This window comes from Ligilactobacillus faecis, from assembly GCF_029889745.1.
In the GTDB taxonomy this organism is placed as follows: Bacteria; Bacillota; Bacilli; order Lactobacillales; family Lactobacillaceae; genus Ligilactobacillus; species Ligilactobacillus faecis.
Genome location: NZ_CP123639.1, coordinates 1,577,251 through 1,601,841 on the forward strand (window position 1 = coordinate 1,577,251; position 24,591 = coordinate 1,601,841).

Genomic DNA, 24,591 nt, shown 5'->3' on the forward strand with positions numbered 1-24,591 from the left:
TAAAGTGAGTATAGTAATAGTTGTAGTTAGTTAGCACTCGAAAGTCTTGAGTGCTAAAAAAGAATTTGGAGGGATATAACGTGCTTAAACCATTAGGAGATCGCGTCATTTTAGAGGTCGAAAAAGAAGAAGAAAAAACAGTCGGTGGGATCGTTTTAGCAGGTAATGCTAAAGAAAAACCACAAACTGCAAAGGTAGTTGCTGTTGGTACGGGACGTATCCTTGATAACGGCGAAAAGGTAGCGATGACCGTTAAAGCTGGCGATGTTGTCGTTTTTGATAAATATGCTGGCTCAGAAGTTGAATATGACGGAGTTAAATACTTGGTCATGCATGAAAAAGATCTTTTAGCTATCGTGGAATAAAAAATAATCAATTTGAATTTAAATCACATGAGGTGAATCATAAATGGCAAAGGAAATCAAATTTTCAGAAGATGCACGCGCAAAGATGCTTGCTGGGGTCGATAAATTAGCTGATACAGTAAAATCAACGATCGGACCTAAAGGACGTAACGTTGTTTTGGAACAAACATACGGAACACCAACGATCACAAATGACGGTGTGACTATCGCTAAGGCGATCGAATTAGAAGATCACTTTGAAAATATGGGGGCTAAATTAGTCGCTGAAGTTGCTTCTAAGACAAATGATATTGCTGGTGACGGTACGACAACAGCTACCGTTTTGACCCAATCCATCGTTAACGAAGGGATGAAAAACGTTACTGCTGGTGCGAACCCAGTTGGTATCCGTCGTGGGATCGAATTAGCTACTAAAGCAGCGGTCGATGGTCTGCACAAGATGTCACACAAAGTTGAGTCTAAGAGTGATATCGCACAGATCGCTTCGATCTCTTCAGCTAACGAAGAAGTTGGTCAATTGATCGCCGATGCAATGGAAAAAGTTGGTAACGACGGTGTGATCACGATCGAAGAATCAAAAGGGATCGATACTTCATTAGACGTTGTTGAAGGGATGCAATTTGACCGTGGCTACTTATCACAATACATGGTCACAGACAACGACAAGATGGAAGCTGATCTAGAAAACCCATACTTGTTGATCACAGATAAGAAGATCTCCAATATTCAAGAGATCTTACCATTATTGCAATCGATCGTTGAACAAGGTCGTCCATTGTTGATCATTGCTGATGATGTTGACGGTGAAGCCCTACCAACGCTTGTTTTGAACAAGATCCGTGGGACATTCAACGTTGTTGCTGTTAAAGCACCAGGCTTTGGTGATCGTCGGAAAGAAATGTTGCAAGATATCGCAACTTTGACAGGCGCAACTGTGATCACAGATGATCTTGGCCTTCAATTAAAAGACACAACGCTTGACCAATTAGGGACAGCTGGTCGTGTCACAGTTACAAAAGAAAACACAACGATCGTTGAAGGTGCTGGCGATAAAGCACAGATCGCAGAACGTGTTGAACAATTGAAGAAGCAGATCGCGGAAACAACTTCTGATTTTGATAAAGAAAAACTTCAAGAACGCTTGGCTAAATTAGCTGGTGGGGTAGCCGTTATCAAAGTTGGGGCTGCTACTGAAACAGAATTAAAAGAGCGTAAGTACCGGATCGAAGATGCTTTAAATGCGACACGTGCTGCCGTAGAAGAAGGCTTTGTTCCTGGTGGTGGGACAGCCTTGATCGATGTGATCGATGCTGTAGCTGCTTTGAGTGAAGAAGGCGATGTTCAAACAGGTATCAACATCGTAAAACGTGCTTTGGAAGAACCAGTGCGTCAGATCGCAACTAACGCTGGTAAAGAAGGTTCTGTCATCGTTGAAAAACTTAAAGAACAAAAAGCTGGTATCGGTTATAACGCTGCCACAGATGAATGGGTCGATATGATCGAAGCTGGGATCGTTGATCCAACGAAAGTAACGCGTTCAGCTTTACAAAATGCCGCTTCTGTTTCAGCCTTGTTATTGACAACTGAAGCAGTTGTTGCTGACAAGCCAGAAGAAAACAACGATGCTGCACCACAAATGCCACAAGGTCCAATGATGTAATCAATTAAATGATTTTTAAAAAGTTCTACTCGAGGTCACTTGAGTAGAACTTTTTTATTAAATAGTGTTTGCGCTACCAAATCCTGAAATAAAAGGCTTTTTAAAGAGTGATCGTTTTTAAGTGGGGTAAAGGCGAGTAGAATAAAACTAGAGGGGTGGTAGAAATGAAAAAGACAAAAAAACAGGTCATTGCTTATGTGTTAGTGATTCTTCTAGGTGTTGGGATCTTAGCAACGAGTTGGGTCCATCGGGATGAGCTTTTGCATGGTTATGAAAATGGGTTTGAACAACTTAAGTGATAGTAACGTTTTTGAAAAAGAAGTCACTTCAATGATATGATTCCCCTAGAGTGGACACGGAAATAATAAAGATTCTGTGATCACTCTAGGGGGATTTTTTATGTCTAGAAGAACTACTAAACATACACTTGAAGAAAGATACCAGGCAGTCTCCGAGTATCTCAGTGGACAATATAGTAAGCACTTTATCTGCCGGAAATATACCATTACTAAAAATACATTTGATAATTGGATCAGAAAATACAAAGTTGGCGGTTTAGATGGTTTAAAAGAGTCTAGACCTGGAAAAATATTCAGTTGAATTAAAAACAGCTGCGGTTCTAGAATATTTAGAAAATGGACGTTCACCAAAGAAAATTTGTGATAAATACAATATCTCGAGTATTTCGGTTTTACGTAAATGGATCAACTTGTATACTAATGGAAAAGGCTTTAAAGCTACCATTGAAGGTCATAATAAAATGAAACATGGACGTAAAACTACTTTTAAGGAACGGCTCGAAATAGTTCAGTATACACTTGCTAATAATAAGAATTATCACAAAGCGATCGATAAATATAATGTTTCTTATTCCCAAGTTTATACTTGGGTCAAAAAGTTTGAAGTAGATGGCGAAAAGCCGTTATATGATAATCGTGGTAAAACTGTTAAAGATCGTGATTATAAGACTCTTTCTGAAACTGAGCGCCTCAAGCTTGAGATTCTACGTTTGAAAGAACGTAATAAATATCTAGAGGCAGAAAATATCGTAATATCGTTTTAAAAAAATTGGACGAGCTCGAAAGGAGGAGATAAGCTCTATACCTAAAAATCTGCGTTTTAAAGCTATTCAGGAAATTCTTAAAGAGTTTCCACAAATTGAACTATGGCTTCTTTGTGTGATCTTAAATGTATCGCGTTCAGGGTATTATCGTTATTTAACTGCTCCAAAATCACAACGTACTTTGGAAAATAAATGACTAAGTGAGATCATAAAAAAAGAATTTCATGCTTTAAATGGAATTTACGGTTCTAGAAGAATGACTCTTCTTATCAATCGAAAGTATCAAAAACAATATAACTTCAAACGTATTCGTCGCAAACGCCGAGGTTGTACTCGTTCAGAACATTTAAACTACGAAGAAAATACTTTAGGTCGTGATTTTTCCGCTACTGGACCTAATCAAAAGTGGGTGACTGATGTCACTTATTTAGAGTATGGCTTAGGACAAAAAGCTTATTTAAGTGCGATCAAAGATCTATACGATGGATCTATCATAAGTTTTGAAATTAGTAAAAGAAATGATAATCGGCTTGTCATGAAGACTTTGGAAAAAGCATTCACGCATTTAAATGAAGCTGATCTACTTCTTCACAGTGACCGTGGATTTCAATATACTTCAAGAGAATATCTCCGGTTGACCTCAAGGCATGGTGTTACAAAAAGTATGTCTCGAGTGGGAAAATGTATCGATAATGCACCAATGGAAAGTTTTTGGAGTCATTTCAAGACAGAATGTTATTATTGGCTAAAATGTGAAACATATGGAGAACTTGTAGAAATGATCGAAAACTATATCAAGTTCTACAATACCCAACGTTACCAAATAAAACTAAACAGCCTGACCCCAGAAGAATACCGGAATCAGGCTGCCTAGAATTTTAATTATTTAGTTGTTCACTTGACGGGACTCAGATCATCAAGTAGGCTTCTTTTTTTACTAAAATTTAGAGGGGAAGAGTACAAATGCTCGAAATAAAAGGTTTGACCAAAAATCCAGGGGTGACGGCGTTAGTGAACCTAAGTGAGTAGCTTAGGTGCATTTTTAGTTATGTGTCAGTCGATCTTGGAGTGCCTTGATCTTGCGTCGGGAAAGCGGGCAAGTTAGTCCGTTTTTTAAATAGATCAACTTCTCTGACTTATTGATGCTCTCAATATTATCTACGTTGACCAGAAAACTTTGATGGACTCTAAAGAAGCGTGGATCGGTCTGTTCGATTTCATGAAGATTTTTAGAGATCTGGAGCGAGCGATTATCTGATAATCGAAGGATAGAGGCATGACTATTAGTTAGATCTGATTCGAAAAAATCGATATTGGCGAATGCAATATTCAAAAAGCATTTGCCATATGATAAAGTATACATATCTTGGGCGGTATTTCTAGCATGAGTCATCACGTATTTAAAATCGTTTAAAAGATCTTCTTTAAGTGTAGGACTATCTTTTACAATGAAGTCTAAAGCAAGAACTTTGTAATTATGAATCAATGATAGAAGGTCTTCATGATTGGTAAAGAAGATAATTGATGCGTAAGCGTCTTGTTCTCTAATTATCTGACCTAGTCTAAAACCAACCTCTGGATTACCGTTTATTTCAAGATCAAGTAAGTAAATATTTTGGTTACTAGGAATAAAAAGCTTTTTTTCTATCTCTGCTACATATCGGTAATTTACGACATTTGGTTGTGGAATCATGAGTTGTTTTGATATTTGGTAGACCAATTTAATTAAATTGAATTGATGGACATGATTATCTGTAAGAATTGCAACGTTCATTATTTAATTTTCCCCTCTTAAAATTAATTCCCCTTTTAAGTAATTGTAACATTTAATATAGAAGGTATTAAAGTGATTGATCTTGAATTATAATTTATATAGTAAAAATAATTAAAAAGATGCCAAATGCTGAAATAAAGATGAGTTTACTGAATATATATTGTTAAGGAACTATATATAGATTTACTATTGAATCGTAGAAAGGAGAAAGGCAAATGGAACATACAAAAGATTTCAGAGAATTAAACAACGAGGAATTGTTTATGGTAGTAGGTGGTGGACTTTCGCCGTGGTCAGTTGCAATGTCATTGGCGTGGAACGTTGCTAAATCTGGGTATAAGCATCGTAATGATATTATGCGTGGGTTTGAAAAGGGGTTTAAATAGGAGGTTTTAAAATGACGGGAAATGTAAGCGTTATCTCGAATGAGGAAGAGTTAAAATTAATTTTAGGTGGTAGTGATTTCGAGAAGAAGGCCTGGTATGGATATGGATATCAACTAGGTTGGAGGAGTAAGTGGAATCTCAACCATCCATATTTTCCACTATAATATAAAATGTAGCAGAAGGTTTGTGGGGTAGTTGTCTTGTATAGGAAGAGTGTCTTAAAATTTCTAATTCTGAAATTTAAGACACTTTTTATTTGGATTGTTGCCACATAACTAATTCTATTTATGTATGGAAATTTACAGTCTTAACTAGTCCGATTAATTATGAATTAATAAGGAATTATCAAAATAGCCGAATATTGAGGAAAAGTACTATTTAGTGAAATATTATTGTTGTAGTTTTTATTAGTATTAATATTGAAACGAGAGTATAAATATCAACTATTTGTTAAGGGGGAAGATAAAGTGAAACGATTCTACAGATACTACATTCCACAAGTTGATGAAATGGATTGTGGAGTGGCTGCCTTGGCAATGCTCTTAAAAAAGTATGGTTCAACGATCTCCTTGGCACAATTAAGAAATCTTGCCAAGACTGATTTAGAGGGGACGACGGCTTATGGTTTGATCAAAGCAGCTCAAACTTTGAATTTTGAAACGAAAGCTATTCAAGCAGATATGTCGCTATTTGAAATTAAAGAGCTGACCTATCCATTTATCGTCCATGTTGTAAAGAATGAAACACTACTTCATTACTATGTAGTAGTGAAGGCTACTAAAAACTATATTTTGATTGCTGATCCAGATCCATCAGTTGGAGTTACTAAAATGTCTAAGCGACATTTTGAAAAAGAGTGGAGTAAAATCGCAATTTTTATCACACCTAGTCTTTCATACGAGCCTATAAAAGAGAAACATCAGGGACTATTAGCTTTATTTGCTAAGCTATTTAAACAGACAAAGTTGATCGTAAACATCATTATAGCTGCGTTTCTTATAACGTTAATAAGTATCATAGGATCTTATTTTTTGCAAGCGATCATTGATACATATATTCCAAATGGAATGGATAAAACCTTGATGTTGGTCACCTTGGGATTAGTTATTATTTATATCTTTAATGCGCTTTTCTCCTATACACGTGACTTTTTATTAGCTATTTTAGGGCAACGCTTATCGATAGAGATAATTCTAAGTTATATTCGTCATATTTTCGAATTACCGATGGAATTTTTCTCGACGCGAAAAACAGGTGAGATCATCTCACGCTTTAATGATGCTAGTAAGATCATTGATGCTTTAGCAAGCGCAGTCATCTCAATGTTTTTAGACGTGGGGATCGTTATTATTATGGGTGTTGTTTTAGCTCTTCAAAATATGACGCTCTTTTTATTGACATTAATATGTTTACCTTTATATATAGTGATTATTTTAGCTTTTACTAATAGCTTTGAACGTTTGAATCAAAAGCAAATGGAAAGTAATGCACTATTAAGTTCATCGATTATTGAGGACATTCAAGGGATCGAAACTGTTAAATCTCTAAATAGTGAAGAACAACGTTATAAAAAGATCGATAGTCAATTTGTTGATTTCTTGCGCAAGAGTTTAGCATACACAAAAGCAGATATTCTTCAACAATCAATAAAAGGATTTATTCAACATTCACTAAGTGTAGTTATTTTGTGGATCGGAGCTAAAGCTTGTCATTGAAAATCAATTTTCACTAGGACAGTTGATGGCGTACAATGCACTTTTAGTATATTTTACAGATCCGCTTCAAAATATCATCAATCTTCAGCCTAAATTACAAAGTGCACGCGTTGCTAATACGCGGTTGAATGAAATTTATCTTGTTGAAAGTGAATTTAAAGCTAAACGAATGTCTTTTAATAAAGAACAACTTCAAGGTCCTATATTGTTAACCGATGTGTCTTACCGTTATGGGTATGGAGCAGATACTTTGAAACAGATCAACCTTGAGATCAAATTACATGAAAAAGTAACGATTGTTGGTATGAGCGGTTCAGGTAAATCAACTTTGGTTAAATTATTAGTTGATTTTTTTGAGCCAAATGAAGGGGAAATTACTTTTAACAAGCATCAAACAAAAATGATCGACAAACATTGTTTACGTAGCTATGTCAATTATGTTCCACAAACACCTTATATATTTTCAGGTACGGTTATGGAAAATTTGACTTTAGGAAGTCGTCCTCAAATAACATTAGATGAGATTCAAAAAGCGTGCCAATTAGCTATGATCGCAGACGATATCGAACAAATGCCACTCCAATATGAAACCAAGCTTGATGAAAATGGAAGTGTTCTATCAGGTGGACAAAAGCAGCGGCTGACGATCGCAAGAGCCTTACTGTCGCCGGCGGAAGTATTAATATTCGATGAATCGACTAGTGGTTTAGATATGATTACTGAGAGAAAGCTGGTCGATAATTTGCTTTCACTTGATTCAAAAACGATTATTTTTATCGCTCATCGTTTATCGATCGCTAAAAGGACCAACAATATCGTTGTGCTAGACCATGGCATGATAGTCGAACAAGGCTCGCATGATAGGTTAATGGAAAAGAAAGGGTATTACTTCCGTTTAGTTAATACTTGAGGAAAAGAAGATGAAAACGAAATTTTTAGAGAGTAGTGAGTTTTATAATGCACGTTTCAAAAATTTTTCGACATTATTATTGATACCATGCGTACTTTTGCTATGTTTGGGAATTATTTTTTCGTTGTTTGGTTACAAACAGATCGTAGTTAAAGGGAGCGGAACGGTTGAACCGATTTCCAAAGTAGCTACGATCCAAACAACGGTCGCAGGAAAAATAATTGAAAAAAATCTTAGTGAAGGAAAAAGTGTAGATAAGGGAGATGTATTATTAAAACTCAATGATGTTAAATTATCACAAAAAATTGAAACGTTACAAAAGAAGAAAAATTTACTAGTAAAAAGGCAACAAGATGTTCAAACATTACAAAATGGAATTGCAGAATCTAAAGATACATTTTTGGAGAATAATAAATCTGATTATCATGATCGTTTATTGGGATATTTAGCTCAAAAAAATATATATCAAATTGAATTTGAAATGTCACGAGCAAAAATTCAAAATAGACAAGAGAAAAATAGACAATTAACGATAATTGTAAATGAACAAATTCAAAGAAATACTAGACAGTTGAAAGAATATATGGATATTTATCAAGCAATAAAAAGTGGAAAAAACTATCCATCAAGTGATCTAGGAAATTTATATCGAGAAAAATTGGCTAGAGCAGAACCAGAAATAAGAGAAGATATGAAGTTAGAGCTGTTATCTGAAGTTGAAAAGCAAATCGATACATTCAACGGACAACTAGAGGAGCTAAAGGTTCAGCAAATACAACAAGATAATGATAATTCACTTGAAGCTGAGAAGAAAAATTATGAAAATAAATTAGTAATATTCCGTTTGAATCAACTAGAAAGTACCAAGCAAATATTAGAAAAAATCACACAAGAACTACTAGATCTCAATGAAGAACTTCAGAATTTACAAGCACAACTAAAAGAATATACCATCAAAGCGCCGATTGCTGGTGTGATTCATATGGGCGAACAGTCTGATGAAGTAAATTATTTGAGCGGACAAACACAAGTAGCACAGATATATCCTAAGATCAATACTTTGACTCGAGTACGAGTCAAAACTTATATTAATACGGATGATATCGCTTCTCTCACAAAAGGTCAAAAATTGAGATTCAAGATTGAGAGAAATTTACCACGACCAATAATTTTATTTGGTAAAGTTACTAATATCTCAGTTGCGCCAAGTGAAGTAAATAAAAATAGTTATTATGCTGTAGAAGCACAAGTAGATGTACCACAAACAAAAAGAAAATATTTGAAATATGGAATGCCAGGAGAAGTTTCGATAATAACAGGACAAAAGACTTACTGGAATTATTTTAAAGAAAAAATATTTGATAAGTAAATAATGAAGTGCTTTAAAATTTTTGAAAATTAGTATTCATGTATTTAAAGCCGATATTAATAACCTAACAATCTAACAACTTTAATCAAAAATTGTCAGACGGTTAGGTTATTTTAAGTGTCTAAAAAGTTCTTTAAATATTAAGCTTAGCAGGATCAAAGATAGTAAAAGTGATACTAACGTAAAAAATAAATTAGTTTGTGGATCAAATAGCAGATATAAATCAAATGCAATGATAAACGGTAAATAAAGAGTAACAGGGACGGAACTGAAGAGTGAATAAAGGGTATCAAGTAGCAAGAGTAGATCAGGTTTAAAAACAAGAATTAGAACTGGCTGAAACACTCAAAAAACTTGATCAAAAAGCTAAACTGATCTTTATCACAGAAAATAGAGAGCTTGCCTTTGAACTCTTTGGGCGTCGTTTACCAGTTTTTGATTTTCTGATCAAGTTGCGCTCAAAGACGCTTGACTGAAATGTTGACCCTAGTCGTTGCAGAATTTAATAAGTACTATCTAGTAGAAAAAATACTTTTTTGTTATCGCAATGGGCGACAGATCTATAATATCGATATCGATGAGGTCGTTTGAACGTCCGCATCATCTCCGATCACATTTACTGGATAAAACGGTCGAGTTTACAGGAACGTTACATGAAGTCAGAAAACGCGCTAGTTTTTTAGCACCATTGTCATGTTCTTGTTTAGTCAATGTCAAAAATATCAGGCAGATCGATCTGAGAAAACGCGAAGTGATCTTTGTCACAGGGCAAAGCGAATCTTTTTCCAAACGAGCAAGCAAAAATATCTAAACTAGTTGATCTTTTAACGATAACTACAGCTGATCTCGCGGGAAAATGAGCCCTAATTTGAAATTTGTCATAAAATAGCGAGAATACCACCACTTCTATAAGTGGTGGATGAATTGTCCCATTCTGAAGCACTAAAAGTACGTCTTTTTCTTGATAATTTTAATTCAGATAATATAATAAAGGAATATAAATATGGAATTAGATAAAAATCAACATTCAAGATACTCTATTAACTATCATCTAGTAATGGTAGTTAAATATCGAAGAAAAATAATATCTGATGAAATTTCAGGCTATTTAAGAGCTACTTTTGAACAAATTGGAGTTCCTGAATTGAAAGAATGGGATCATGATAAAGACCGTGTTCACGCTCTGTTTAAATGCGATCCACAGATTGCTCCTGCGAAGTTTATTAATGCTTATAAATCAGCTAGTTCAAAAGACTGAAATTAAACAATATCTTTTGGATATATTGCTTAATTTCAACTGGTGGAGTGTCAATCGACGTAATTAAAAACTATATTGAAAGGCAAGGGCAAAAATAAATGGTTTTTAAAGCGTTCAAATTAAGATTGTATCCTAATAAAGCCCAACGCAATCAAATTCACGTTAATTTTGGTTGTGTTCGTTTTGTGTGGAATCAAATGCTTAATATGCACATTGAGCGCTATAAGAACAACAAGAAAGCACCATTTCAAAACGCCTTTGCTATGAATAATATGCTAAAAGCCATGAAACTAGAGTATCCTTGGTTAAAACAAGCAGAATCTACTTCATTACAAGTGTCTAATCGCGATTTAAATGACGCGTTTCAAAGATTTTTTGATCCGAGTCTACAAAATGGATTTCCTAGATTTAAATCAAAGAAGAATGCCAATCAAAGTTACACTTCTAAATTTGTTAACAATAATATTCAAGTTGTCGATAATCATCATATTAAACTGCCTAAGCTTGGCTTAATGTATTTTAGAGGTGGTAGAATTTTAGAAGGTAAAATCAAGGCGGTTACAATTAGTGTCAATTCAAGAAATCAATATGAAGCTAGTGTCTTAGTAGAAAACGAAAATCAAGTTTTCAAAAAAACTAAAAAAGTTGTCGGTATTGATTTAGGATTGAAGAACTTAAGTATTACTTCTGATGGTCAAAAAGAGGATATTCTTAAAATTAGTGATAAACTTAATAAGAAATTAAAAATCTGGGAACGCAAAAAGTCTAGACGCCTTGAAAATGCTAAAAAAGCTATGGCTTTTGACGAACATGAAAAAGTCTTGTTTCCTAGAACTGAATTAACCCAATTTCCTAGATACCAACAGGCTAAAAGAACGGTTGCCAAGATCAAGAAGATTGCTAACCGAAGAAAAGATAATCTCCATAAATTAACAACAAAGTTAGTTAAGGAATATGATGTAATTGTAGTTGAAGATCTAAGCGTTAAAAACATGATGAAAAATCACCATCTATCAGCTTCGATCGCTAATGCTTCTTGGGGTACTCTAGTTAGTCAATTAAAATACAAATGTGAATGGCATGGTAAACAATTGATCATTGTAGATCCTAAAAATACCAGCCGTATTTGTCATGAATGTAAACAAAAAAATCATGAATTTGATGATCTAACTCAAAATGAGTGGTTAAATACTCGTGAATGGGATTGTCCTAACTGTAATTCACATCTCGATCGAGATGTTAACGCAGCTAAAAATATCTTAGCTAGAGGATTAGAAACTCTATTCTGATAATAAAACGGTATGGAACGTACCATGGTAACAAAGCAGTGACCTCTACCGACTTAGTGAAAAGCTAAACTGGCAAGTTTACTGTGTTCCCAGAATCCCCAACTTCAAACCGTTAAGAAACGATAGTTTTAGGTTAAATTGGGGTAGTTCAAGTTACATTGGAAAATTTTGCTATAATTTAGCTCTCAATTGGTGTAAAATGCAAATGTTACTTTTAAAAAGAAGACAAATTTGCAAAAATTAAAGGAGAAATTTTTAATGTATCGGTATTTAAAAAGGTTATTGATCGGCCAACCGTTGAAAACGGTCGAAGAGGGCGGTCAATCACTGACGAAGTTCAAGGCGTTAGCCTTACTTTCCTCAGATGCGTTATCATCTGTTGCTTACGGGACTGAGCAGATCACAACTGCTTTGTTCGTTTTATCAGCCGCTGCGACTTGGTATGCTTTACCAGCCGCCGGGATCGTTTTGATCTTGTTATTTGCGATCACAATGTCATATCGTCAGATCATCAATGCCTACCCTTCTGGTGGGGGCGCGTATGTCGTGGCTACTAAAAACTGGGGCACGGGTGCTGGTTTAGTAGCAGGGGGCTCACTATTAGTCGACTATATGTTGACTGTGGCCGTTTCAGTCACTTCAGGGACCGAAGCGATCACGTCTGCGATCCCAAGTTTACGAGCTCACAGTGTTTTGATCTCGATCGTGATCGTGTTGTTTATCATGACGTTGAATCTGCGAGGGATGCGGGAATCAGCTTCATTTTTGACGATCCCAGTTTACTTTTTCGTGATCATGATCGTTTCGATGGTCGTTTGGGGACTTTTTAACATCATGACGGGAAATATCGAATATAATGCAGCGGCTCGAGTCGGTGATGCTGTGCCAGGCATGTCGCTCTTACTGTTCTTAAAAGCTTTCTCAGCTGGTTCTTCATCCCTGACTGGGGTCGAAGCCATCAGTAATGCAGTGCCAAATTTCAAAGAACCAAAGAAGAAAAATGCGGCTAATACATTAGCGATCATGTCATTGATCTTAGCGATCTTTTTCAGTGGGATCACTTTCTTGAGTTATTATTTAGGCGTTTTGCCAGACCCAAAACAAACTGTGCTTTCGCAGATCGCAGAAGCCGTCTTTGGACATGGTGTGCTATACTACTTACTCCAACTCTCAACTGCAATGATCTTGGCAGTGGCAGCCAATACTGGTTTCTCAGCTTTCCCGATCTTAGCTTATAATTTAGCAAAAGATAAGTTCATGCCACATATGTTTATGGATAAAGGGGATCGCTTAGGGTATTCGAACGGGATCATCGCGTTAGCTGTGGGTGCGATCATTTTGATCTTATTATTCAACGGGCAAACGAATCTTTTGATCCCGCTTTATGCAGTCGGGGTCTTCATACCTTTTACGTTATCACAATCAGGGATGTTAGTTCACTGGAAACGGCATAAAGGTAAACACTGGCTCTTAAATTCATGCTTTAACTTTTTAGGAGCTGTGATCTCATTTGCCTTAGTCGTCTTCTTGTTCTTCTTACATTTTGATAATGTTTGGCCTTACTTAGTGATCATGCCCGTCTTGCTCTTTGGTTTTTACAAAGTTCACAGCCACTATGTCATGGTCGCTGCTCAGTTACGGTTGAATGAAGAACAACAACTCCATGATTATGATGGTGCGACTGTGATCGTTTTAGTCAGTTCCGTGACACACGTGACGACTGGTGCGATCAATTATGCACGTTCGATCAGTGATAATGTGATCGCAATGCACGTCTCATTTGACACAAATCCACAAAAAGAACATGAGACAGCAGAAGAGTTCAAGTTAGCCTTCCCAGAAGTGCGCTTTGTCGATCTGCACTCTTCCTACCGCTCAGTCGTGCCACCAGTTTTGCGTTTTTGTGATGTGATCGCTAAAGATGCAGCTAAACGCAATTTCTCGTTGACTGTTTTAGTACCGCAATTTGTTCCCAAAAAACCATGGCAACATATTTTGCATAATCAGACTAACTTGCGCTTGCGTTCAGCCCTTGGATCACGTGAAAATATCATTGTTGCGACATATAGTTACCATTTGAAAAAATAATTTTCTTAGATAGACCGGCATTTTGTCGGTCTATTTTTAGATAGCAAATGACCGTAGTCTGATGTTATGGTAAAATAATAATGTATTTTGAGGCTTTAGGCCGAGAAGAGATCTAAGACAAACTTAGATCTGACGGAAAGAGGACGATCTATGTATAAAATCCTTACGTCACTGATCGCAACTTGTTTATTTGCGCTGATCTTAACGCCTTTAGTGCGGAGATTATCATTTAAGATCGGAGCTGTGGATGATCCTAATGCTCGCCGCGTCAATCGTGTTCCGATGCCGACGATGGGAGGCTTAGCGATCTTTGTTGCTTTTAATACGACAAATTTCTTTTTGCTACGCGATCAATATCCAGCTAAGCAATTATGGGCTTTGTTTATTGCACAATGTATCATTGTTTTAACAGGGATGATCGATGATATCTATGAATTAAAACCACGACAGAAAGTTTTAGGCATCACTTTAGCGGCTTTAGTCGTTTACTTTGTTGCTAACATAAAAATGACAACTTTGACACTCCCATTTTTAGGCGTCGTTCCTTTAGGCTGGTTGAGTTTACCGATCACTTTGATCTGGATCTTAGCGATCACCAATGCGATCAATTTGATCGATGGTTTAGACGGACTAGCGACTGGGGTGGCGATCATTGCCTTAGCGACTAGTGCCTTGACCGGTTATTTCTTTTTGAATGTGACCAATACGTTTGTTTCGATCTTGATGGCAACGTTAGTTTTTGCCCTATTAGGTTTTTTGCCGTATAATTTTCATCCGGCAAAGATCTATTTAGGCGATACAGGTTCACTGTTCATTGGTTTTATGATCTCGGTCTTTGCTTTATATGGTTTGAAAAATGCGACATTTATCACAGTGATCATCCCAGTGATCATCTTAGGTGTTCCGATCACTGATACAGTTTATGCGATCTTACGACGTTTACTCAATAAAAAACCGATCTCACAAGCTGATAAGCACCATTTGCATCACCGGCTGATGCAGATCGGTCTGACACATCGGCAAACAGTCTTAGTGATCTATGGGATCGCTTTGATCTTTTCTTTTATTGCACTGCTCTATCCGTTATCGAATTTTTGGGGCTCGGTCTTATTGACGATCGCCACATTATTTGGGTTAGAATTATTCGTTGAAGCGATCGGACTAGTAGGTGAGACGAGACGACCACTGTTAAATTGGATCAAGAAACTCGTCTTAGCTTTGAGCCATTCAGTCAATAAAAAAAGATAGTACATATGCAGCTCGTTTTTCGAGCTGTATTTTTTTAGAAAAAATTGTCGGCTTTGCGTATTTATAAAGCAAAGGAAGTGATCAGATGAGCGAAAAGAGATTATATGGACGCCAATTAGTAGAAAGTGAGTTGACTTTGGCTGAACAAGATCTGGCCTTGATCAAAAGACCAGCTTTGATCTTAACGAAACTGTTTTTAGTGTGCCAGCGATGTGGACAAAAAACACGCCTAAAAGACTGTCGTTTGCCAAATGGAAAGCATTATTGCCCACACTGTCTGCGATTTGGACGGTTGACTGAAGGAGATGTCTTATGTTCGTTAAAAGAGCCTAATGCATTTTTACCTGTAACATGTGGCTCGTTACCAAAGCTTTCTTTGTGGCAAGAAAAATGTGCCCAAGAATTAGTAGCCGCGCTACGACCAGCTAATAGACATTTATTGTGGGCTGTGACCGGTGCAGGTAAGACTGAGATGCTGTACCCGCTAATAGCAAAAGCCTTACAAAACAAGCTACGGATCTGTTTAGCAACGCCTCGGATCGATGTCTGTAATGAGCTTTATCCACGGCTATCAAAAGTTTTTCCAGAAGTTGAATCAGTTCTTCTATACGGGGCTAGTGTGCAAAAATATCGGTATACGCAAATAGTTTTGTGCACAGTTCATCAATTATTTCGCTTTTATCGGGCTTTTGATCTACTTATTTTGGATGAAACAGATGCCTATCCATTTATCGATAATGCAAGCTTGCATTACGCAGTAGCTAACGCTTGTAAACAAGAAGCAACACAGATCTATCTGACTGCTACTCCTGACGCAAAACTAAGAAAAGCTGTCCGGACTAAAAAAATGGGTCTGACGTATTTACCGCTGCGCTTTCATGAGCAACCGCTCCCCAGTCTCCAGATCAACTATATTAAAGATCTATCACAAAAGCTTCAACGCAAGCGTCCGTTTAAACAATTAGTTCTTCCTTTAAAACGGTGGAGCAAGAATAAAGAACCTTTTTTGATCTTTGTTCCTAAGTTAGCGCTGTTAGCCCCTGTTTTGCAGCTTGTGCAAACTTTAGTCCCGACTTTGAACGGAACGACTGTTCATGCCAGTGATCCTTTGCGTTTAGACAAGGTTCGCCTCCTTCGTCAAGAAAAATACCGTTATTTAGTTACGACGACGATCTTAGAGCGGGGGGTGACTTTGCCTAAACTAAATGTAATGGTTTTTTATGCCGAACTTTTCAAGGAGACGACTCTAGTTCAGATCGCCGGTCGGGTTGGTCGAAGTAAAAAACACCCAACCGGAGATGTTATTTTACTATGTCAAAAACATGCTGAAGTTATCAAAAGAGCTAGATGGCAGATCGATCATGCTAATAAACAAGCAAAGAAGATGCTACGTTATGGCTAAATGTCTTTTATGCGGAAAAACAAGTGATCAAACGCTTGGACTCAAAGAATTGCTATGTTTTGTTCCCTTATATGTGCCACCGATTTGTTTGACTTGTGAGCAAACTTTTGTAAAGCTTCAAGGTCCAGTTTGTCCTAACTGTGATAAACAACAAATGACGCATAAACTATGTAAAGATTGTCAAAAATGGCAGAGCCATTATGGATATTTGATCGCTAACAAAAGTTTTTATCGCTATGACACGCAAGCGATGAAAGATTACTTCGAACGGTATAAATTTTTAGGTGAGTATCGATTGTATCAAGTGTTTGCCCCACTTTTAGTGCAGTATGTCAAAACTTATTTGCGTCTGGGTTGGGGGCTAGTTGTGATCCCAAGTGATGAAGAGACTTTAAAAAAGCGTGGTTATGATCAGGTCAAGAGTTTTTACCAAGGCCTTGAATTTGAAGAGTATTTTTACCATAAGCAAAATTTTGGACGAAAAAAGCAATCACATAAAGCTCGAGCTGAGCGTTTGAGTTCTAACTGTCCTTTTATATATAAAGGTCCAGCCGATCTAAAGCAAAGATCATTTGTGATCGCAGACGACATTTATACGACAGGTAGTACGCTTTATCATGCTGCCTCGTTACTAAAAGCACATAATTGTGGAACGTTACGCTTTGTGACGTTGGCTCGGTAATTTATAAAAAAATCTAAATAATCTGAGTGTATTAATTGTTAATTTAACCGCTTTCCATTATACTAAAGATAGAGATCAGGAAGAGTTAAGAAACTTCCTTGGATCTTTTAAGCATGCTGAATGCTTAGTTGTGAAAGGAGAGGTTATCATGTTAAAGATTAATGTTCGTGGTGAAAATATTGAAGTTACAGGTGCAATTCGAGAATACGTTGAAAAGAAGCTTTCTAAGCTTGAAAAGTATTTCGAAGATACATCCAACTCAACGGCTCATGTAAATTTAAAAGTTTATTCAGATAAAAACAGTAAGGTCGAGGTCACGATCCCGTTACCATACTTAGTTTTAAGAGCTGAAGAAACTTCACCTGATATGTATGCAAGCATTGATCTGGTGACAGATAAGCTTGAGCGTCAGATCAGAAAATACAAAACAAAACTCAACCGTAAGTCGCGTGAACGTGGCTTCAAGAACTTAGGTTTCGTACCGACAGCTGATCCAAAACAAGCTGAGGCCGAAGATAAGAAGTTTGAAGTCGTTCGAACAAAGAACATCTCATTAAAACCGATGGATGTTGAAGAGGCGATCCTTCAAATGGATATGCTAGGGCATGACTTCTTTATCTATGAAGATGCTGAATCTGAAGGCACAAACATCGTATATCGCCGTAAAGACGGACGTTACGGTCTGATCGAAGCTAATAACTAAAAATGATAATCAACGTGATCGCTAGCCTAAAGGTTAGTCGGTCTAGTAATAAACTTTAAAGGTGTTTGCGAAGAGCTTCTTTGTCAAACACCTTTTTGTTGACTAAAAACTTAAGAAACACTTGCTTGGTGATTGTTTACTAATTAATAAAATGATAAAATAAGAAGAAGTATCTTTTTTCCAAAGTGACGCTCAATGTCAGGAATATTCAAAAAAGAATACAGGAAAAACTATTGGACACACTCGTATTGACCTTAAGTGGCTTAAGGGGGATACAAGTGTGTCCAAACAAGATAAATTAAGTGAAGAAAGGGATTATTGATCAAATGGCAAATATCCTCAAAAAATGGGTCGAAAGCGATAAACGTGAATTAAAACGTTTAGGTAAGATCGCTGATAAAGTCGAATCCTATGCTAGTGAGATGGAAGCTTTATCTGATGAAGAGCTACAAGCGAAAACCCCTGAATTTCAACAACGATATAAAGATGGTGAGAGTTTAGATGCGCTTTTACCAGAAGCTTTTGCGGTCGCTCGTGAAGGTGCTAAGCGTGTTTTAGGTCTCTATCCTTACCGAGTACAGATTATTGGGGGGATCGTTTTACATGAAGGTAACATCGCAGAGATGCGGACGGGTGAAGGAAAAACTTTAACAGCTACGATGCCGGTGTATTTAAATGCGATCTCTGGTGAAGGTGTGCATGTCGTAACTGTTAATGAATATCTTTCAGGGCGTGATGCGACTGAGATGGGTGAATTATATAATTGGTTAGGTTTATCTGTTGGGTTGAATATTGCAGATAAGACACCTGAAGAAAAACGAGCTGCTTATGCATGTGATATCACCTACTCGACTAATAGTGAACTTGGCTTTGACTACTTACGCGATAACATGGTCGTTTACCGCGAAGATATGGTCCAACGCCCATTGAACTTTGTTATTGTCGATGAGGTCGATTCGATCTTGATCGATGAAGCAAGAACCCCCTTGATCATTTCAGGACAGGCTACGACACCAACACAACTTTATACGCGTGCCGATCGCTTTGCTAAAACTTTAGTCAAAGATGAAGACTTCAAGATCGATCTAGAATCAAAAACAGTCGCTTTGACTGAAGACGGGATCCGCAAAGGTGAGAAATATTTTGGTTTGACGAACTTATTTGATCCTGATAATACAGCTTTGAACCATCATTTAGATAACGCTTTGCGGGCTAACTACATTATGTTACGGGATAAAGACTATGTGGTCCAAAATGATGAAGTTATGATCGTTGACCAATTTACAGGACGGATCATGGACGGACGTCGTTATTCTGATGGATTGCATCAAGCGATCGAAGCTAAAGAACATGTTAAGATCGAAGAAGAAACAAAGACGATGGCAAACATCACTTACCAAAACTTCTTTAGAATGTATAAAAAACTTGCTGGGATGACTGGGACGGCTAAAACAGAAGAAGAAGAGTTCCGTGAGATCTACAATATGGAGGTTATCACGATCCCGACAAACCGTCCGATCCAACGTGAAGATCGCCCAGATTTATTATATGGAACGCTAGAAGGTAAATTTAGAGCTGTCGTCCAAGATATCAAAGAACGCCACGCTAAAGGTCAACCAGTCTTAGTCGGGACCGTTGCAGTCGAGACTTCTGAACTTCTTTCGCATATGCTTGACCAAGAAAAGATCCCACATGCTGTTTTGAACGCTAAAAACCATGCCAAGGAAGCTGAGATCGTTGTGAATGCTGGTCAACGTGGAGCAGTTACGATCGCAACGAACATGGCTGGGCGTGGGACTGATATCAAACTGGGACCAGGTGTGCGTGAATTAGGTGGATTGGCGGTTATCGGAACAGAGCGCCACGAATCTCGCCGGATTGATAATCAGTTGCGCGGTCGTTCTGGACGCCAAGGTGATGTAGGGCTTACTCAATTTTATCTTTCACTGGAAGATGATCTGATGTTACGCTTTGGTTCTGAACGGATCAAGCGTTTCCTTGAATCGATGAATTACGAAGATGATGATGATGCATTAGTTCAATCAAAATTGATCACACGACAAGTTGAATCAGCTCAAAAACGGGTTGAAGGTAACAACTACGATACGCGGAAACAAGTTTTGCAATATGATGATGTGATGCGTGCTCAGCGTGAAGTCATCTATGATCAAAGACAACAAGTCATCATGGAAGAAAAGTCACTTAAAAATGTGATCATGCCAATGATCAAGCGGACAGTCGAGCATAACGTGCAAATGAATACGGCTGGTGACAAAAAAGATTGGAATTTAGATGGGATCGTTGATTTTGCGATCGGAGCAATGGTCAAAGAAGATAGTCTAAAGAAGAACGATCTTTTAGGCAAATCGGCGCAAGAGATCACAGATCTTTTGATGCAAAAGGCCGAAGAAAACTACGCTACAAAAGAATCTCAACTTGCAGATCAAGCTCAGATGCTCGAGTTTGAAAAAGTTGTGATCTTACGAGTTGTTGATGCACGCTGGACAGACCATATCGATGAGATGGACCAATTACGGCAATCGATCGGGTTGCGTGGTTATGGACAATTGAACCCGTTAGTCGAGTATCAAGCAGATGGTTTTAGAATGTTTGAACAAATGATCGGTGATATCGAATATGATGTGACGCGTCTCTTTATGAAAGCAGAGATCAGACAAAATATTAGCCGCTAAGCACCAATTTTAGGAGATTTTTATGGAATTTAGTGAATATAAGAAAGAGATCGAAATGATGGGAAATAAGATCTCGGACTTTAGGGGGTCTCTTTGACTTAGAAAGTCTAGAAGAGATCATTTCAGAAAATGAGATGAAGATGGCTGAACCAGGTTTTTGGGATGACCAAGAAGCTGCTCAAAAGATCATCAATGAAAATAATGAGCTCAAAGCTAAATATGATAATTTCCATCAATTAGCGACTGGTGTTGAGGAACTCGAGGTATTGCTCGAATTAGTACAAGAAACACCAGATGATCAAGATAGTTTAGCTGAATTAGCTCAAGTTTATGAAAAAACGACTAAACAGCTCGAAGCCTACGAACTATCCTTACTATTGAACGAACCATATGATAAAAATAATGCGATCTTAGAGATCCATCCCGGAGCTGGGGGGACAGAGTCGCAAGATTGGGGTTCGATGCTACTAAGAATGTATATTCGTTGGGCTGAACAACATAATTTTAAAGTAACGACAGAAGATTACCAACTAGGTGACGAAGCGGGGATCAAGTCAGTCACTTTGACGATCTCAGGACATAATGCATATGGCTATTTGCGTAGTGAAAAGGGTGTTCATCGGCTGGTGCGGATCTCGCCTTTTGACTCAGCTGGGAGAAGGCATACTTCATTTGCTTCTATCAATGTGATGCCTGAACTAGAAGACGATGTTTCGATCGAATTACGTCCAGAAGACATCAAAATGGAAGTCTTTCGGGCTAGCGGTGCTGGAGGACAACATATCAACAAGACTTCTTCGGCAGTTCGTTTGATCCATATCCCAACGGGGATCGTTGTTTCTAGTCAAGCGCAACGGTCGCAATTTCAAAACCGAGCAACGGCGGAAAAGATGCTACGGTCAAAACTCTATCAGATCGAATTAGAAGAGCAAGAAAAAAAACGTGCTGAGATCCAAGGTGAACAACTGGATATTGGGTGGGGCTCACAGATCCGTTCTTATGTCTTTCATCCTTATTCAATGGTCAAAGATCACCGCACAAATTATGAGACTGGGAATACTCAAGCGGTAATGGATGGAGACTTAGATGGATTCATCAACGCATATTTACAATGGAAATTACAACGGTCCAATCCAAGCTAAGCTAGATTGGGCAGAAGGGAGCAAAATTTTGATAGAATTTAAAGATGTTGTCAAAGAATATCCAAACGATACTTTGGCGACAGATCATATCTCACTTAAGATCGACCAAGGTGAGTTTGTTTATGTGGTTGGTCCTAGTGGTGCTGGTAAGTCGACTTTTATTAAGATGATGTATCGGGAAGAAGTTCCAACTTCCGGTCAGATCAAAGTCAATGACTATGAACTTGAGACGATGAAACATAATCAAGTGCCTTTTTTGCGACGTGAATTAGGCGTCGTTTTCCAAGATTTCAAACTTTTACCGCGGTTGACAGTCTTTGAAAATGTGGCTTATGCACTTCAAGTTATCGAAAAGACCCCTGATGAAGTCAAAGAACGGGTCGAGTATGTGCTTGAATTAGTTGGGTTAGCTGATAAACGCGATAGTTTCCCAGATGAATTATCTGGTGGGGAACAACAACGGGTCGCTATTGCTCGTGCGATCGCAAATAAGCCAAGTATCGTGATCGCTGATGAACCAACGGGAAATCTTGATCCAGATACAGCGCGTGAGATCATGGAGATCTTCGAAAAAGTCAACGCACAAGGAACAACGGTCGTTATGGCAACGCATAATAGTTTTATCGTTAACGGATACAAACATCGCGTGCTCGAGATCGCAAATGGAAAGATCGTCCGCGATCAAGAGAAAGGAGAATACAACGATGAAAGCAGTAACGGTTAAACGCCATCTGACTGAGAGTTTAAAGAGTTTAAAACGCAATGGTTGGATGTCTGTTGCCGCAGTCAGTGCTGTCACTGTGACGCTGATCTTAGTAGGGGTCTTACTTTCGATCCTTTTAAATATCAATAAAGTTGCGCATGACGTTGAAAATGACGTTCAAGTTCGCGTGATCATCGATCGTGGGACAAATAAAGATCAACAAGCTGAGTTAAAACAAAAATTACAAAAATTAACAGGTGTTAAAAGCGTTAAATACTCGAGTCGTAAAGACGAGTTGGATAATGTTGTTGGAACTTATGGAAAAGAATTTCAACTCTTCAAAGGTGATGACAACCCGCTTTACGACGTTTATATCGTAAATACGACTTCACCAGAACAAACGATCCAAGTTGCTAAAAAAGCTAAAAAATTGCAATATGTTTATGATGCTCGCTATGGGGGAGCTTCGGCTAAGAAACTCTTTAAAGTCGTAGCGTCGATCCAAAGCTGGGGACTTGTGATCAGCCTCTTGTTATTGTTTGTCGCAGTCTTTTTGATCTCAAACACGATCAGGATCACGATCTTATCACGTGAAAATGAGATCTCGATCATGCGTCTTGTTGGGGCAACGAATAGCTATATTCGCTGGCCGTTTATTTTAGAAGGTGCTTGGACTGGATTTTTTGGGGCTTTATTGCCGATCATTTTAGTTGACGTGGCTTATATTTGGCTCTACAACGTTATGACAGGTGCATTAGTAAGCACAAATTATCATCTGTTGACACCAGGGATGTTCTTATGGCAGATCGACCTTCTCTTAGCTGTGATCGGGATCGGGATCGGTGCGATCGGTGCAGGGCTTTCAATGAGTCGTTTCTTGAAGATCTAAATTATCAAGGTATTAGCTAAAATTATTTGGCTGATGCCTTTTTTATTTGAAAGGGTCAAAATGTGTTTCTCACTCAAAAAATTGGTATAATAGAAGCAAATTGTTTAGAAAGGAATTGAAGTTGTTGCAAGTTATCCAAACTCTAGGTCTATTTTTGATCCAACCACTTTTTTTGTTAGGCCTCTTTATGACAGTTGGAAGTTATTTTTTACGTTTGAAAAATGAACGTCAAAACTTCCGGATCGCGATCGATCGTGATTTTTATGAAGGTAGACATTTTATCAAACAAGGACTTTTATTTTTAGTATTTGGCTCGATCGCGACTTTGATCTTCCATTATACTTTACCACTAGAGATCTTTTATCTTTACCAAGCTTTAGCCTTAGTGGCTTTGTTATTGATAAATTTTTGTGACCTGAGTTTATGGGCTCTCCTTCTTTCGGGAGCAACACCCTTAGTTCTCCAAATATTTGCGATAAAGACAACAAATATGTTTATCCCAACCACGCTACCTACAAATTACGGGCTGATGCTTTTTTTGTTAGTTGCTTTACTGGCTTTGTTCCAAGCTCATTTGACACGTTTAGACCGTGCAGAATGGTTTAGCCCAAAGATCAGCCAAGGTAAACGTGGACGTCGGATCGTCGGCTATTTTTGGCGGACTTTCACGGTCTTTCCACTAGTGCTTTTTATGCCCCAAACTCCGTGGAGTGCTCTAGGAGATCTCAATAGTTATGGAACAAAGATCTTGATCGTCCCATTTTTGGTGGGCGCTGTTTGTCATATTTACAAGCAAGTTCCAGCAGCAGCGTTAAAATTTCGGCGAGGTCAAAGCCTAGTAATTGCAGGTTTAGCGTTGCTTTTAGGGGGGCTCAGTTACTTTTTACCTGAGACGACTCTATTCGGATTAGCTTTGCTAGGGGGCGTTTTACTTTGGCAAGCATTTAAACGACGTCAAGTCGACCGTCAAGCTAAACGGTGGTATGTTGAAACATCAGAAGGTGTTCGGATCGTAGCGATCAAGCCAGAGACACCTGCAGCGAAGATGAAGTTAGAAATTGGAGATATCATTTTAGAATGCAATGGGTCAAAAGTTGCAACGAGTGATGAATTATATAAAGCACTCCAAAAAGATCCAGCTTATTGCCGTTTAAAAGTCAAAAATTTTGAGGGTGAACTAAAATTAGCTGAAAGTGCGATCTACTCCGATTCACCACATGAGATCGGACTTGTGCTATTTGGCTAAAATGAA

The 24,591-nt window shown here is 37.8% G+C and carries 18 protein-coding genes and 3 pseudogenes; 20 read left to right on the plus strand and 1 reads right to left on the minus strand.

Annotated elements, in window-relative coordinates:
- Window positions 1-80: 80 nt before the first annotated feature.
- The 4 genes and pseudogenes from groES (at window position 81) to QFX10_RS07210 (ending at window position 3,962) form a co-directional block, all read left to right on the plus strand.
- Complete coding sequence (groES, locus tag QFX10_RS07195) at window positions 81-365, plus strand: co-chaperone GroES (protein WP_280605571.1); 285 nt, start codon at window positions 81-83, stop codon at window positions 363-365.
- Window positions 366-408: 43 nt separating this feature from the next.
- Window positions 409-2,025 carry a chaperonin GroEL gene (gene groL / locus QFX10_RS07200; protein WP_280605572.1) on the plus strand — a complete coding sequence of 539 codons (1,617 nt, stop codon included), beginning with the start codon at window positions 409-411 and terminating at the stop codon, window positions 2,023-2,025.
- A gap of 164 nt (window positions 2,026-2,189) precedes the next feature.
- Window positions 2,190-2,324 carry a hypothetical protein gene (locus QFX10_RS07205; RefSeq protein WP_280605573.1) on the plus strand — a complete coding sequence of 45 codons (135 nt, stop codon included), beginning with the start codon at window positions 2,190-2,192 and terminating at the stop codon, window positions 2,322-2,324.
- A 100-nt stretch (window positions 2,325-2,424) separates the two neighbouring features.
- Window positions 2,425-3,962: pseudogene (locus QFX10_RS07210) on the plus strand (IS3 family transposase).
- Between the two features lie 168 nt (window positions 3,963-4,130).
- Here the strand turns inward: QFX10_RS07210 and QFX10_RS07215 are convergent.
- Window positions 4,131-4,862: a LytR/AlgR family response regulator transcription factor gene (locus tag QFX10_RS07215; protein WP_280605574.1), complete on the minus strand. Its 732-nt coding sequence runs from the start codon at window positions 4,860-4,862 to the stop codon at window positions 4,131-4,133.
- A 215-nt stretch (window positions 4,863-5,077) separates the two neighbouring features.
- Here QFX10_RS07215 and QFX10_RS07220 point away from each other — a divergent pair, with 215 nt between their 5' ends.
- The 16 genes and pseudogenes from QFX10_RS07220 to QFX10_RS07295 all read left to right on the plus strand — a co-directional run bounded on the left by QFX10_RS07220 (window position 5,078) and on the right by QFX10_RS07295 (window position 24,585).
- On the plus strand, window positions 5,078-5,248 hold the full coding sequence (locus QFX10_RS07220; RefSeq protein ID WP_280605575.1) for a hypothetical protein: 171 nt from the start codon (window positions 5,078-5,080) through the stop codon (window positions 5,246-5,248).
- 509 nt (window positions 5,249-5,757) lie between these two features.
- Window positions 5,758-7,873: pseudogene (locus QFX10_RS07225) on the plus strand (peptide cleavage/export ABC transporter).
- A gap of 10 nt (window positions 7,874-7,883) precedes the next feature.
- Window positions 7,884-9,242 carry a bacteriocin secretion accessory protein gene (locus QFX10_RS07230; RefSeq protein WP_280605576.1) on the plus strand — a complete coding sequence of 453 codons (1,359 nt, stop codon included), beginning with the start codon at window positions 7,884-7,886 and terminating at the stop codon, window positions 9,240-9,242.
- 577 nt (window positions 9,243-9,819) lie between these two features.
- Window positions 9,820-10,053, plus strand: a complete 234-nt coding sequence (locus QFX10_RS07235) for a LytTR family transcriptional regulator DNA-binding domain-containing protein (protein WP_280605577.1) — start codon at window positions 9,820-9,822, stop codon at window positions 10,051-10,053.
- Window positions 10,054-10,245: 192 nt separating this feature from the next.
- Window positions 10,246-10,598: pseudogene (tnpA, locus tag QFX10_RS07240) on the plus strand (IS200/IS605 family transposase).
- On the plus strand, window positions 10,599-11,789 hold the full coding sequence (locus QFX10_RS07245; RefSeq protein ID WP_280605578.1) for an RNA-guided endonuclease TnpB family protein: 1,191 nt from the start codon (window positions 10,599-10,601) through the stop codon (window positions 11,787-11,789).
- A gap of 258 nt (window positions 11,790-12,047) precedes the next feature.
- A complete protein-coding gene (locus QFX10_RS07250) occupies window positions 12,048-13,877 on the plus strand; it encodes an APC family permease (RefSeq protein ID WP_280605579.1) in 1,830 nt (609 codons plus the stop codon).
- Between the two features lie 150 nt (window positions 13,878-14,027).
- Complete coding sequence (locus tag QFX10_RS07255) at window positions 14,028-15,125, plus strand: glycosyltransferase family 4 protein (protein ID WP_280605580.1); 1,098 nt, start codon at window positions 14,028-14,030, stop codon at window positions 15,123-15,125.
- 85 nt (window positions 15,126-15,210) lie between these two features.
- Window positions 15,211-16,527, plus strand: a complete 1,317-nt coding sequence (locus QFX10_RS07260) for a DEAD/DEAH box helicase family protein (protein WP_280605581.1) — start codon at window positions 15,211-15,213, stop codon at window positions 16,525-16,527.
- Entirely contained in the window at window positions 16,520-17,209 is a 690-nt protein-coding gene (locus QFX10_RS07265) for a ComF family protein (RefSeq protein WP_280605582.1), read from the plus strand. Before QFX10_RS07260 ends, QFX10_RS07265 begins: the two co-directional genes overlap by 8 nt.
- 148 nt (window positions 17,210-17,357) lie before the next feature.
- Window positions 17,358-17,912 carry a ribosome hibernation-promoting factor, HPF/YfiA family gene (hpf, locus tag QFX10_RS07270; RefSeq protein WP_280605583.1) on the plus strand — a complete coding sequence of 185 codons (555 nt, stop codon included), beginning with the start codon at window positions 17,358-17,360 and terminating at the stop codon, window positions 17,910-17,912.
- 326 nt (window positions 17,913-18,238) lie between these two features.
- Window positions 18,239-20,605 (plus strand): preprotein translocase subunit SecA, encoded by a 2,367-nt coding sequence (gene secA / locus QFX10_RS07275; RefSeq protein WP_280605584.1) that lies wholly within the window; start codon window positions 18,239-18,241, stop codon window positions 20,603-20,605.
- A 22-nt stretch (window positions 20,606-20,627) separates the two neighbouring features.
- A protein-coding gene (gene prfB, locus QFX10_RS07280) for a peptide chain release factor 2 (RefSeq protein WP_280605585.1) occupies window positions 20,628-21,747 on the plus strand; the annotation gives its coding sequence in 2 pieces (ribosomal slippage) (window positions 20,628-20,699 and window positions 20,701-21,747; 1,119 coding nt in all).
- A gap of 28 nt (window positions 21,748-21,775) precedes the next feature.
- Window positions 21,776-22,471 (plus strand): cell division ATP-binding protein FtsE, encoded by a 696-nt coding sequence (ftsE, locus tag QFX10_RS07285; protein WP_280605586.1) that lies wholly within the window; start codon window positions 21,776-21,778, stop codon window positions 22,469-22,471.
- A complete protein-coding gene (gene ftsX / locus QFX10_RS07290; protein WP_280605587.1) occupies window positions 22,452-23,339 on the plus strand; it encodes a permease-like cell division protein FtsX in 888 nt (295 codons plus the stop codon). Before ftsE ends, ftsX begins: the two co-directional genes overlap by 20 nt.
- Window positions 23,340-23,460: 121 nt before the next feature.
- A complete protein-coding gene (locus tag QFX10_RS07295) occupies window positions 23,461-24,585 on the plus strand; it encodes a PDZ domain-containing protein (RefSeq protein WP_280605588.1) in 1,125 nt (374 codons plus the stop codon).
- Window positions 24,586-24,591: the final 6 nt, after the last annotated feature.

Bases quoted from the DNA above. Each gene is read 5' to 3' on its own strand.
- groL (WP_280605572.1), top strand. From the start codon at position 409: ATGGCAAAGGAAATCAAATTTTCAGAAGATGCACGCGCAAAGATGCTT.
- QFX10_RS07205 (WP_280605573.1), top strand. From the start codon at position 2,190: ATGAAAAAGACAAAAAAACAGGTCATTGCTTATGTGTTAGTGATTCTT.
- QFX10_RS07215 (WP_280605574.1), bottom strand. From the start codon at position 4,862: ATGAACGTTGCAATTCTTACAGATAATCATGTCCATCAATTCAATTTA.
- QFX10_RS07220 (WP_280605575.1), top strand. From the start codon at position 5,078: ATGGAACATACAAAAGATTTCAGAGAATTAAACAACGAGGAATTGTTT.
- QFX10_RS07230 (WP_280605576.1), top strand. From the start codon at position 7,884: ATGAAAACGAAATTTTTAGAGAGTAGTGAGTTTTATAATGCACGTTTC.
- QFX10_RS07235 (WP_280605577.1), top strand. From the start codon at position 9,820: ATGAGGTCGTTTGAACGTCCGCATCATCTCCGATCACATTTACTGGAT.
- QFX10_RS07245 (WP_280605578.1), top strand. From the start codon at position 10,599: ATGGTTTTTAAAGCGTTCAAATTAAGATTGTATCCTAATAAAGCCCAA.
- QFX10_RS07250 (WP_280605579.1), top strand. From the start codon at position 12,048: ATGTATCGGTATTTAAAAAGGTTATTGATCGGCCAACCGTTGAAAACG.
- QFX10_RS07255 (WP_280605580.1), top strand. From the start codon at position 14,028: ATGTATAAAATCCTTACGTCACTGATCGCAACTTGTTTATTTGCGCTG.
- QFX10_RS07260 (WP_280605581.1), top strand. From the start codon at position 15,211: ATGAGCGAAAAGAGATTATATGGACGCCAATTAGTAGAAAGTGAGTTG.
- QFX10_RS07265 (WP_280605582.1), top strand. From the start codon at position 16,520: ATGGCTAAATGTCTTTTATGCGGAAAAACAAGTGATCAAACGCTTGGA.
- hpf (WP_280605583.1), top strand. From the start codon at position 17,358: ATGTTAAAGATTAATGTTCGTGGTGAAAATATTGAAGTTACAGGTGCA.
- secA (WP_280605584.1), top strand. From the start codon at position 18,239: ATGGCAAATATCCTCAAAAAATGGGTCGAAAGCGATAAACGTGAATTA.
- ftsX (WP_280605587.1), top strand. From the start codon at position 22,452: ATGAAAGCAGTAACGGTTAAACGCCATCTGACTGAGAGTTTAAAGAGT.